This is a genomic window from Flagellimonas crocea (assembly GCF_033441595.1).
GTDB classification, from domain to species: domain Bacteria; phylum Bacteroidota; class Bacteroidia; order Flavobacteriales; family Flavobacteriaceae; genus Flagellimonas; species Flagellimonas crocea.
The window spans coordinates 657221-669745 of sequence record NZ_JAUZVX010000001.1; the positions used below are offsets into that span (position 1 = coordinate 657221).

Below are 12525 nucleotides of genomic sequence, written 5' to 3' on the forward strand. Positions count from 1 at the left end.
TCCTAGATGGTCGAAAAAAATTATTGATAAATATCAATTATCGGTTCATGGAAAGATGATGTTTTTCCAATCCTGATTTCAACCATTTCTCATATGTTTCAACATCAACATATTGCACAGCTTCGTTTAAAATCTCAAGATTTGGGGAAAGCAACACATAATATGGCTGGGACGCAGCATTGAAATTGATGGTCTGAAAGGTGCCCCATTTTTGACCGACGGTCTCGATGGATTTGATTCTACCGGAATCATATTTAAAATCGAACCGTTCCGCTTCGGGGAGTTCCTTTCTATCGTCCACATAAAGTGATATCAAAACATAATCGTCCTTAAGGATTGGGTAAACGTCCGGGTCGCTCCATACATTCTCTTCCATTTTTCTGCAGTTTACGCAGGCCCACCCTGTGAAATCCAATAAAATTGGCTTGTTCACCTCTTTGGCATGGGCAACTCCCTGCTCAAAATCCTTAAAGCAATCCAACCCCAACGGACAATCGCTTTCTGTTTCCATAACACTGTAAAAACTCGGCGGCGGAAAACCGCTCAATAGTTTCAATGGCGTAATATTGAAAAGTCCGGTTATCAAATACACCGAGAAGGCGAAACTCAGCAGCCCTGTTATTTTTCTTGCAGGCGACAGGTTTTTCTTTGGACCATCGTGCGGAAACCTCAAAATTCCAAAAAGATAGAGTGTCATCAAAATAAAGAGCATCACCCAGATTCCCACGAATATCTCTCTTTTAAAAATACCCCAGTTGCCTACTAGATCCGCGTTTGATAAGAATTTAAAGGCCAATGCAAGCTCCAAGAAGCCAAGTACGACTTTAACGGTGGTCATCCAACCTCCAGATCTTGGCAAGGAGTTCAACCAGGCCGGAAACATGGCGAACAAAGCAAATGGCAAGGCCAAGGCCAAACCAAATCCGACCATTCCAGAAGTTAGGTTCGTGGCCACATTCCCCTCTGCCAAGGTTGTGCTTCCCAAGAGTCCGCCCAAAATGGGTCCTGTGCAAGAGAACGACACAATGGCCAAGGTAAGCGCCATAAAAAATATGCCGAGCCCTCCCCCAACCTTGGACGAGGCGGAATCCATTTTATTGGCCCAAGAACTGGGCAACGTGAGCTCATAATAGCCAAAAAACGAAAATGCGAAAAACACGAATATGACAAAGAAAAATACGTTCAGCCAAATATTCGTTGCGATGGTATTCAAAATTTGTGAGTCCACCGAATTGAACAAGTGAAAGGGCAAACTCAATAAAAAATAAATGAGTACGATAAAGAATCCGTACAACAGCGCGTTGGCAATTCCTTTGGATTTATGTTGGGTTTGTTTGGTGAAAAAGGAAACCGTCAACGGAATCATTGGAAACACACAGGGCGTTAACAGGGCAATGAGCCCCCCGATAAACCCGAGCCCAAAAATCATCCAAAGATTCGATTTTCCTTCGGAATCGGTGACCCCACCCTGGCTCAATAAATTTTTGTTCTTTAAATCAATTTTGAGGGACGCTCCCAAAGCTGCGCTTCTTTCGTCCAAAGTAGTTTCTTCCCCAATAAAATCGCTACCATCCAAAGAAATCTCGAAAAGATGGTCTGCGGGTATACAAACTTCTTTACAAATCTGATAAAATAGGTTTACCGAAATTTGGTTGACATCGGGGTCGAGCAGTTTTATTTTCTGCTTAAAAATGGCCTCATCCTTAAAAAAGGTTTCGTCCACTTCAAAAATGTCACTGTATTCGGTAATGGTTTCGCTTTCTTCAGTCGGCCCCACAACTTGGTAGTCCGTACCGGACTTCATAAAGGTAAATTCACTGGGCATTGCACCGCCCTCCGGGGTATGTTGGGAATATACGTGCCACCCTTCCATGATTTTCCCTTTGAACACCAATTCGTATTCCGTGTCGGACAATTTGTGTACTTCGTGGCTCCAAACTGCGGGATTATCATCGGTTTGGGCGAATGTTGTGGTCAGATTGATGAAAAATAATCCTAGAAAAAGTAACAATGTTCTCATGTAACCTGTGTAATTTTTAATATGTGTTGGGTTGAATCCTCAACCTTGAATCGTTCATCAGCTCTTTTGCCCACTACCCAAACAATTTGATCGTTTGAACAGAGGATCCATTGTTTTTCTTTGGCAATCAGGTCCATCTTCTCGTCTTTGAAGAATTTGGACAATTTTTTCCTGCCTTGCATCCCCAATGGATAAAAATAGTCGCCTTTTTCCCAATTCCTTAACACTAACGGAAAGTTTAACTTTTCCTTATCCAAGAACACAACATTTTGACCTGTTTTTTCAAGTCTTTCCGCAGGTTCCAACGTTAGTTTTATGGGTAATTGGTTCATTGCATCCTCAATGTGGACGTTATAGGTTTGCTCCTCTTCTTCCTTTATCCTGGAAAGTATCAGTTTATTGCGATCTTTGAGCAATCGATGGGTTTTGGAAAACACTTGTTTTCCGCTCATTGCCGTCAATAAATTTTTAATATCGTTCCACTCGGAAAACCCGTAATCCTTGAACAGACCAAACAAATTGGCATCCAAAGGTTGTAATCTTTCCAATCGTGCTATCTGTATTTTGATGTCATCTCCATGTTCTTCAAACAGTTCGGACTTTACTGCGAGTATATGGTTATCCACCAAATTCGAAGTTTGTTGCAAATAATCCTGTGTTTTGATAAAGTTCTGAAGAAAGGCCGGATGCAATTTCTTTAGTTCAGGGACAATATCGTGACGAATCTTGTTCCTTACATATTTGGTTTCGGCATTGCTACTGTCCTCCCGCCATTCGATATTTTCATTTTTGGCATACTCCAAAATCTCGTTTTGGGAAAAGGGCAACATGGGCCGGACTATGTTATCGTTCACTTCGGGTATGCCCAAAAGACCATCGATACCTGTCCCGCGGGATAAATTGATCAGAAAAGTTTCCAAATTATCATCCGCGTGATGGGCAGTTAGCAGATAATCAAAACCTTCGGTCCGCATTACGTCTGAAAACCATTGGTAACGCAGTTCACGAGCGGCCATTTGCACAGAACCTCCATTAGTTTTCGCATATTGTTGCGTATCGAAGTTTTTTACGAAAACGGCAACCCTCCATTTAGAGGCCAATTGGCGAACAAATTCCTCATCACCATCACTTTCTGCGCCACGTAGGCCAAAATTGCAATGTACCAGGGCAAAATCCATTTCCATTGCCACACACAAATGCGCCAAAACCACACTGTCCACACCCCCACTGCAGGCCACAAGGAGTTTTTTTTCCTTTAGGAAAGGCATTCGGTTGGCTATGTGATCTTTGTATATTGGGAACATTTTGCGAATTTACGAATAAACCCTAAGCCTTGCAGCTGTGTTGTATTGTTAGTATGTTTCTTAGTTGTTTTGTTGTTCTATTGGTGTATGAGATTGAATTGATACTTGATAGCATCCTTAAGTCCGTCCTTATGTTCAACAGCGCAGCGGTCTTGTTTCCTTCCTATGTTTCTCTTTCCTCCAAAACTTGGCGCATTGCTTTAGCTTTCAGCAAACATTCCTGATACTCCCTTTCCGGGTCGGATTTTGACGTAATGGCACTTCCCACCGAGAAAGAGACATATTTATTTGTAGCATTGTACAAAATACTGCGTATTACGACATTAAAATCAAAATTTCCATCTGGATCGAAATAACCAACGGCGCCACTATACAGGCCACGTTTGGTCTCTTCCCATGTTTCAATGATCTTCATCGCCGAAATTTTTGGTGCTCCGGTCATGCTGCCCATCGGAAAAGTCTCCTCTATCAGTTCCAGAGGATTTTTATTTTCTGGAACATTGGAAACAATGGTCGAAATAAGTTGATGTACTTGCTTAAAGGTGTGTGGTTTACAAAGTTCCTCCACCCTTACCGAACCTTTTATAGCACTCTTGGACAGATCATTGCGAACCAAGTCCGTAATCATGATATTTTCCGAGCGCTCTTTTTCATCTTGGGCCAGGTCCGTTTTTATTTTTTCATCTTCCCACTCGTCCATACCACGTCTTGCAGTGCCTTTTATGGGTTGTGAAATGACCTTTTGGCCTATTTTTTTCAGGTAGCGTTCGGGAGAAGCACACATCAGGTACTTGTCTTCCATCCTAAGAAATGTTGCAAATGGTGGTTCAGAAATACCATTCAGTTTTTGATGGATGTACCAAGGATCTATTCGGACATCTTCCGCATAAAATTCTTGACAAAAGTTCGCTTCATAAATGTCTCCCCGATGGATGTGTTCCAAAAAACGGCCTACTTTTTCAAAATAGGATTCTTTGTGAATCCGCATCCTGATTTCAACAGGAGAGCGTTCATTGGGTACTTCGAGTCGAGAGTATTTGCTTATTGCCGCATGATCGTTATCAATCTGATGGGCAAAATCATCCAAATACTTGAAATGGAGCTGGTCATCATCCAATACAATAATTTTGGTTGGCCTAAAGAACTGCACTAATGGAAAACCGAGAAAATCCGGGTTGCTTGAAGTTAAATCCTCTAGTTGATTTTTCAAATCATAGGAAAAATAGCCAAAAAGCCAATCCTTTTTCTCATTTAGAAAGGTTTTGATTTCACCTAAATCCGTATAAACAAAGGACTCACCAACTGCCAAGCATGCCCGAAAACTGGAATATTGATCCTGGTGCGAATTACTGTCCAACCAAACCACTCTTGAGTATGACCGGGACCATTGGAGCAAGGCTTCCTTAGTTTCTGAAAATGAATTGGTTTTAAAGGAACGGTTTGTTCGCAATATCTTTATTTTAAAGCGTCCAAAAAAGTGTTCAGAGCTTGTTGGTGTTCGCTTTTTAAGGCTTCGTCCAAAATGCCCGTCTCACTAAAATTATCATAATAGGTTGGAAGTGAAAAAACGGAAACAATTTCAGCTCCAAACCTTGGAAGCATACTTTCGATAACGGCCAAGGCACCTTTGCCTCCCCTTTTTCCGCCAGAAGTCGACATTAAAAATACTTTGGTCCCTGCCATAAAGCTTCGGTCTGTTCGGGAGAGCCAATCCAGAACATTTTTAAAATAGGCCGAAGGATTTCCATTATGCTCGTTTACGGAGAGGATAAGGCCGTCAGTACTCTGGATGGTTTCTTTCAGTTCCATCAAGGCATCGGAGTACCCGCTTCGCTTTTCATCATCTTCACTGAACATGGGAAAAGGGTGTTCTGCCATGTTGAGTAGCTGAATATCATGTTCTTGCACTAAAGAAGCAGTGTATTTTACAAGTTTGAAATTGATAGAAGTGGAAGAATTGCTTCCTGCAAATGCCAAAATTGCAGCCATATACCAAAATGATTGATTGTTTCGCTAAAATACCCCAATTGACGGATAGATGAGCGAATTTTGCATATTTTTGACACCGCAAACATCCAAACTACCTGCTAAACAAGTATATAGAGTGAATGTTGACCAAATGACAGCCAAAAACAACAGGTTATTTTTTATCGATGCCATGAGGGCATGGGCCATTTTGATGATGCTGCAAGGGCATTTTATCGATGGTCTGTTGGACCCCGCCTTCAGGGATACGGGCAATAGCGTATACAACATTTGGCTTTATTTTAGAGGAATCACGGCTCCCGTTTTCTTCACGGTTTCCGGATTTATTTTCACCTATTTATTGATTCGGGTTCCGGAAAATGGCACGGAAAACCCAAGAATTGGAAAAGGAATACGTCGCGGTCTTCAACTCTTGGTGATCGGGTATCTACTTCGTCTCAACTTGGGAGGTCTCTTTAAAGGTGAGGTGTATAGTTCTTTTTACTTGGTGGATGTGCTGCACTGTATCGGGCTTTCTATTTTGGGACTTATCAGTGTGTACGTACTCACGGCCAAAAAGAAAAAATATGTATTCCCTTTGGTTTTGGTGATGATCACATTGATGCTTTTCTTGTTCGAAAGAACATATAAAGATTGGTCCTTTGGATTTTTGCCAGACTTTTTGGCGAATTACTTTACCAAGGCCAACGGTTCCGTATTCACCATCATCCCTTGGTTTGGATATGCTACCATGGGAGCTTTTATCTCTGTGCTTTTCACTAGATTCAAAAATTACAGGTATTTGTATCCTGCCGCCATTTCTATAGCGCTTGTAGCCGGATACTTATTGGTTTATCAATCTACCAACGCTTTTGAGGCTCTATATGAATGGACAGGTCTTGAATTTCTTGGATTGATTTTGACCAATAACTACCTCTTCATCCGATTGGGCAATGTTTTTGTGGTTTTTGCCGTATTTATGCTGCTGAGACAATTGATGACCAACAAAACGGTCTTTAAAATCGGGGCAAGCACGCTCTCCATCTACGTAATCCACTTTGTGATACTTTACGGTAGTTTTACCGGGTTGGGCCTATATCGGTTCTTCAACCATTCGCTAACTCCCGAAATCATAGTTCCCGGGGCACTGGCCTTTATGGTTTGCTGCACTTGGTTGGCCCTGCAATACAACAAGCACGAAGCTGGTATCAAATCACAGATTGCCTGGGGCATTTCTTTCTCCAAGACCCAGTTTGTTGAATTGAAAGAGGCATCTATCCCTTTATTTAGAGAAGTTTATTTTAGGACAAGGGAATTTCTTAGAAGGGTGTTCCGTACGGTACGTAGCTAAAAAAGCATCCAATCCTAAGACTGAATGCTTTGTAATTATTTAAATCCGTCATTCTTTACGGATAACCATCTAGGTTATTTCAGAATCCTGTCAAGTCTATAAGCATATTATTCTGAGAACCTGAAACAAGTTCAGGTTGACGAAAATTACATGGTAAATTGTATGCTACCTAAACGTGTAATGCCCTATCGTCGGTAGCGGCCAAGGCAGCTTCTTTTACAGCTTCTGCATAGGTTGGGTGCGCATGGCTCATTCGGGCCATATCCTCGGCGGAGGCCCTAAATTCCATGGCCGTAACTCCCTCCGTGATCAAATCCGCACAGCGCGCTCCTATCATGTGAACGCCCAATACCTCATCGGTCTTTTTATCGGCCAAGATTTTCACAAAACCATCAATATCCATACTGGCACGGGCCCTGCCCAGAGCTCTCATCGGGAATTGACCGACTTTATACTCCACACCTTCTTCCTTCAATTGCTCCTCTGTTTTGCCCACAGCAGCAACTTCTGGCCAAGTGTAGACCACCCCGGGAATCAAATTATAATCGATGTGTGGTTTTTGTCCCGCCAATATTTCAGCTACCATCGTTCCTTCTTCCTCGGCTTTATGGGCCAACATAGCTCCTTTTACCACATCGCCGATAGCATAAATATTGGACACATTGGTCTGTAAATGCTCATTCACTTCTACTCTACCCCTATCGTCCAATTTTACTCCTGCTGCCTCGGCGTTCAATCCATCGGTATAGGGTTTACGGCCTACGCTTACCAAGCAGTAGTCCCCTTTAATGGTAACTTCCTCGCCTTTTTTGTCGTCGGCCTTTACAATGACCTCATCGCCTTTGCGTTCCACTGATTTTACCTTGTGGGACAGGTTGAACTTGACCTTTTGTTTTTTCATCACTTTGGCAAGTTCTTTGGACAATGCTCCGTCCATTCCCGGGATAATGCGGTCCATGTACTCCACTACGGTAACATCGGCACCCAAGCGTTTGTACACTTGGCCGAGTTCCAACCCGATGACACCACCTCCGATAACGATCAGGTGTTTTGGTATTTCCTTCAATTTCAATGCCTCCGTGGACGTGATTACACGCTCCTTATCAATCTCGATAAATGGCAGGGACGATGGTTTTGATCCCGTGGCAATAATGATGTTTTTGGCCTCTATGGTCTCCTCTCCGTCCTCTTTTTTAATTTGGACGTGTGTCGCATCTTTAAAACTTCCCACTCCGTGATAGACATCGATTTTGTTCTTGTCCATCAAAAACTCGATGCCCTTGGTGGTCTGGTCCACAACACCTTGTTTGCGGTCGATCATTTGTTTCAGGTTCACTTTGATCTCGCCCGGAATATCGATACCGTGCTCCTCAAAATGCTTAACGGCATCCTCGTAGTGGTGCGATGAGTCCAAAAGTGCCTTGGATGGGATACAGCCAACATTAAGGCAAGTTCCGCCAAGGGTAGCATATTTTTCTATAATCGCCGTTTTCATTCCCAATTGTGCACATCGTATTGCCGCCACATAGCCTCCTGGTCCAGAGCCGATAATGGCTACATCATATTGATTCATATTGTAATAATTGTAAGGATAATTGCTAAAAAACTGTGTTTCTGTAAAAACAAGTGTAAAAATACGAATGTTTTTCGGGACAGTACCAATCTATTCTGCGGGATTGTTTGGGGTTGCTCGGTTATTTGGTTATTTGGATGATTGGATGGTTCGATTATTGTAAATTGTTTAGTGTTAACTGCTTACTGCATACCGACTCCCGACTCTAGAAACTTATAATTTTACACTTTGCCCTTCCAGCACTGCCTACTGCCCACTGACTCCCAACTCATAACTTCTGCCTACTGACTCCCGACTCCTAAAAAAACAAAAACCGGAAAAGCACTTGGCCCTCCCGGTCTTTTGTCTATTTAATTTGAAATATTAAGTTCTTCACTAAAATCAATTACACTGAGCTGCATAATCAAGTGTGCCAGTAAAGGTCCATCCGTAATCATTGGTGAAGGCCAGTATAGTATTCCAAACCTCTGGACCACATGCAGGTAGATTATCGACACCTATACTTAAACCATAGGGACCACTATTATCACCTACAAAGTTGTACCACCCAATTATAGTGGCATTTACATTTTCCTTGGACATACCACTATTGTTTAGCATGCTCCACATAGTTGTTACACTACCAATATCCCAACCGCCCAAACTTTGGTCGAAAGATGTGGCATCACGGATCATATGCGACATATCGGTAACATTGGAAGTGTCCCAACCACTGATATCCCTATTAAAGGAAGTGGCACCACGGAACATCTCTGACATATCAGTAACATTGGATGTATCCCAACCACTGATATCTCCATTAAAAGATATGGCATCACGGAACATAGAGTCCATATATACTACATTGGAAGTGTCCCAACCACTGATATCTCCATTAAAGGAAGTGGCATCACGGAACATAGAGTCCATATATACTACATTGGAAGTGTCCCAACCGCTTATATCTCCATTAAAGGAAGTAGCTCCCTCGAACATAGAGCCCATATTGGTAACATTAGAAAGATCTGGCACATCGGTAGCATTATAGACCATGTTATCACAATATTCAAATGCATTGCCGAAATTTTCCCACTTTATGGAACCCCATTGCTCGATACTCATAAGACTACTAGGAGTCCCCCCATATTGCATAGAAACTCTAGGGAATTTGCCTTCAATGGCCACGGTATATGTACCTGCTGTTTCATAGATATGCTCAAATACAGTTACTCCCGAATCAATCACATCCTCAACTGTACCGTCGCCCCAGTCAATGGTGAAATCATAATCATAATCAAAATGTACTCCTATTTGTATTTCCTCACCATCAACTTCCGTTTTCCAAGTGGTCACAAAAGAGGCTGGGTCCTCGGCCATGCTCTCAATAACGTTTTCCACGGTAATGGTAATGGTGGCGTCTACAGTTTCCTCGCCATCGGTTACGCTTACGGTAATGCTATGCGAGGTCGCGGTCTCGTAGTCCAACATTTTGCCCTCTGCCAAGGTGAGTACACCGCTTTCAGAAACGGCGAACAGGTCGTTGTCGTTCTCTTTCATTGTAAACGTCAAAGCATCGCCGTCCGCATCGGTGGCCACCACTTGGCCAATTTCGTTGGCCTCGGTAATGTCCTCGGCTGCCATGAACTCTTGGTCGGCCATTTCGGGGGCCTCGTTGGTCGGGGTCACCTCTTCAGAAGTTACTTTTATGGTAATGGTGGCACTTGCCGTGTCCTCGCCATCGTCCACCTTAACGGTAATGGCGTGCTGCTCCTTGGTGGCCGCATCCAGTGTTTTGCCGCTTGCCAGGCTCAGGTCGCCCGCTGCGGTGATCTCGAATAGGGCATCGGAGTTCGTTGCAATGGAGAACGTCAGTGCGTCATCATCGGCATCTGTTGCCGTTACCTTACCGATAACCTCGGTATCGGAAATGGTCTCCGCCACGGTAAAGGTCTTTGCGGTTATTACGGGTACACTGTTCTCGTCCACCGATGGGGTTGGACTATCGTCCTTTCCGCAGGACCAGAGCATGGCCATAACAACTACCGAAAAAAGTATCTTTTTCATAATTTATGTTTTTTAAATTAAATATTCCGGCAAATTCGGGAGTTTCTGCAAAGTTTTTGGCCACCAATTGACCAATGCCCTGTTTGGATTGACAGGTGATGGGTTTGGATTGATAGAGGGGTTGAGGTTAACGGTTAAATGGTGAAGGGTGAAAGGGACTATTTGATTGTTCGATATGGCCACTATTAATTGTTGATTGCTAACTGCACACTGCCCACTGCCTACTGATTGACAGCCACTGTCAATTACATATTGCTCATTGTTAACTGTTAATTGTCAATTGTTCACTGTAAACTGCGTACTGACCTCCAAAAACAAAAAAACCGGAAAAGCACTTGGCCTTCCCGGTAACTTTAAAAACAAAATTGCAATGAAAATTATTGTTCTATCGGTTAATTACATTGTTCCTCAACATTTATTGCTCCTTCAAGAGTCCATTGGTAGCTCGCTCCCAAATCAGTAGCTGCCTCAAAGGCGGTCAAACCGCAAAGGGTTAATCCCTCTGTCCCCAATGTTACTCCCAACGGTCCATTATTAGCGTCGACAAAAGCATGCCAACCTATTATTGTTGCATTAAAATTCTCCTTGGACATCCCGCTGCCATCGAACATAGTAGACATATTTTGTACATTACCAATGTCCCAGCTACCTAAATCTTGGTTAAAGGAATCGGCATCACGGAACATACCGCCCATACTAATCACACTGGCAGTGTTCCAACCACTGATATCCCCGTTAAAGGAGGTGGCATTACGGAACATGTCGTTCATATAAATAACTTTGGAGGTGTTCCAATTACTGATATCCCCTTTAAAGGCAATAGCTTGTCTGAACACATAGCGCATATCAGTGACATTGGAGGTGTTCCAACCACTGATATCCCCATCAAAAGAAGTGGCACCATGGAACATAGATTTAATACCCGTCACCTTGGAAAGATCGGGCACATCGGTGGCATGGTAGACCATATTGGCACACCAGTGGAAAGCATTATTTAATGATTTCCACTCGATAGCGCCCCATTGCTCAAGACCCACCAATTTTAACAATTCGGAATTTGCAAGAAATAATTCAAAAACAGAACCGCCATTTATCGCTGGAAACTCCCCGATTATGGAAACTGTATAGGTGCCTGCATCTGTATAGGTATGCTCAAAAACATTGCTCTCAGGAACCGTATTGATATTCTCTACTGTTCCATCACCCCAATTAATGGTGAAATCATATTCATAGGCAACATTGGCACCAATATAAATAGTCTCTTCCGGGGCAGTGGTCTCCCAAGTGGTCACAAAGGCTGCTTTATCGTTGGGGTCGGCCTCGGCCACATCCTGCACGGACACGGTAATCGTGGCCCCTATGCTTTTCTCTCCATCGGTAACGCTTACGGTAATATTGTGCGTGGTTTCTGTTTCAAAGTCCAATGTTTTGCCTTCGGCCAGTGTCAACATGCCCGCATCCGAGATAACAAAAAGCTCGCTGTCGGTAATGCTGAAGGTCAAAGTATCGCCATCGGGGTCGGTGGCCGTTACCTGGCCTATCTCATCGGCATCGGTAATACTCTCCAATGGTTTAAATTCCTGATCGGCCATTTCGGGGGCCGAATTTTCCGGCACCAGGGCCGTCACAACAAAGTCCGCCGTACTTGTAGCGGTCTCGCCGTCCACCGCCACCGTTATCTTGCCCGTTTGGGCACCGGCCGGAACGGTCACCTTCAACTGGGTGGCACTGGCACTGGACACCGTGGCCACCGTGTTCCTCACCTTGACCAAATTGTCGGCCTTGGTGGTGGAGAAATTCGTCCCGGTAATGGTCACCTCGGTGCCCACGGGGCCGGTTTTGGGATTGAAGTCCGTTATCGTCGGCTTCGCCGATACCGGTGGGGTACTCGGACCATCGTCCTTTCCGCAGGACCAGAGCATGGCCACAACAACTACCGAAAAAAGTATCTTTTTCATATTTTTTTGTTTTTGGATTATATATTCTTGGCAAATTCGGGAGTTTCTGCAAGGTTTTTGGCCACCAATTGACCAATGCCCTTTTTGGATTGACGGATGATAGGGTTGGGTTGATGGGGAATTGGGAGAAAGGGGAAAATGCTATGGATTAAAGGTTACGAAAATAATGGTTGGATTGTTGTCATCCTGAACAGGACCCTGAGTGCCCGCCTGAGGCAGGCAGGGAGCCGAAGGGACAAATCGGAATTGACCTACTTTAATTGCTCATTGTTAACTGTTTATTGACAATTGTTCATTGTAGACCGACCTAT

General features: G+C 43.6%; 8 protein-coding genes. 1 reads left to right on the forward strand and 7 read right to left on the reverse strand.

The window, feature by feature from the left end; genetic code table 11:
* Positions 1–37 precede the first annotated feature (37 nt).
* From SD449_RS03030 to SD449_RS03045, 4 genes are all read right to left on the reverse strand, one after another.
* On the reverse strand, positions 38–2020 hold the full coding sequence (locus SD449_RS03030; RefSeq protein ID WP_318308651.1) for a protein-disulfide reductase DsbD family protein: 1983 nt from the start codon (positions 2018–2020) through the stop codon (positions 38–40).
* Positions 2017–3324, reverse strand: a complete 1308-nt coding sequence (tilS, locus tag SD449_RS03035; protein WP_318308653.1) for a tRNA lysidine(34) synthetase TilS — start codon at positions 3322–3324, stop codon at positions 2017–2019. Before tilS ends, SD449_RS03030 begins: the two co-directional genes overlap by 4 nt.
* 163 nt (positions 3325–3487) lie before the next feature.
* The gene (locus SD449_RS03040) at positions 3488–4774 is read right to left on the reverse strand and encodes an anthranilate synthase component I family protein (RefSeq protein ID WP_318308654.1); all 1287 of its coding nucleotides are present in this window, start codon (positions 4772–4774) and stop codon (positions 3488–3490) included.
* 5 nt (positions 4775–4779) lie between these two features.
* On the reverse strand, positions 4780–5313 hold the full coding sequence (locus SD449_RS03045; protein WP_318308655.1) for an NADPH-dependent FMN reductase: 534 nt from the start codon (positions 5311–5313) through the stop codon (positions 4780–4782).
* 130 nt (positions 5314–5443) lie between these two features.
* Here SD449_RS03045 and SD449_RS03050 point away from each other — a divergent pair, with 130 nt between their 5' ends.
* Positions 5444–6640 carry a heparan-alpha-glucosaminide N-acetyltransferase domain-containing protein gene (locus SD449_RS03050; RefSeq protein WP_404828017.1) on the forward strand — a complete coding sequence of 399 codons (1197 nt, stop codon included), beginning with the start codon at positions 5444–5446 and terminating at the stop codon, positions 6638–6640.
* Positions 6641–6809: 169 nt separating this feature from the next.
* On the opposite strand, the gene lpdA is transcribed toward SD449_RS03050, so the two are convergent.
* From lpdA to SD449_RS03065, 3 genes are all read right to left on the reverse strand, one after another.
* Entirely contained in the window at positions 6810–8213 is a 1404-nt protein-coding gene (lpdA, locus tag SD449_RS03055) for a dihydrolipoyl dehydrogenase (RefSeq protein WP_318308658.1), read from the reverse strand.
* Between the two features lie 381 nt (positions 8214–8594).
* Entirely contained in the window at positions 8595–10256 is a 1662-nt protein-coding gene (locus tag SD449_RS03060; protein WP_318308660.1) for a BspA family leucine-rich repeat surface protein, read from the reverse strand.
* A gap of 392 nt (positions 10257–10648) precedes the next feature.
* The gene (locus SD449_RS03065; RefSeq protein WP_318308662.1) at positions 10649–12214 is read right to left on the reverse strand and encodes a BspA family leucine-rich repeat surface protein; all 1566 of its coding nucleotides are present in this window, start codon (positions 12212–12214) and stop codon (positions 10649–10651) included.
* Between the last annotated feature and the right edge of the window lie 311 nt (positions 12215–12525).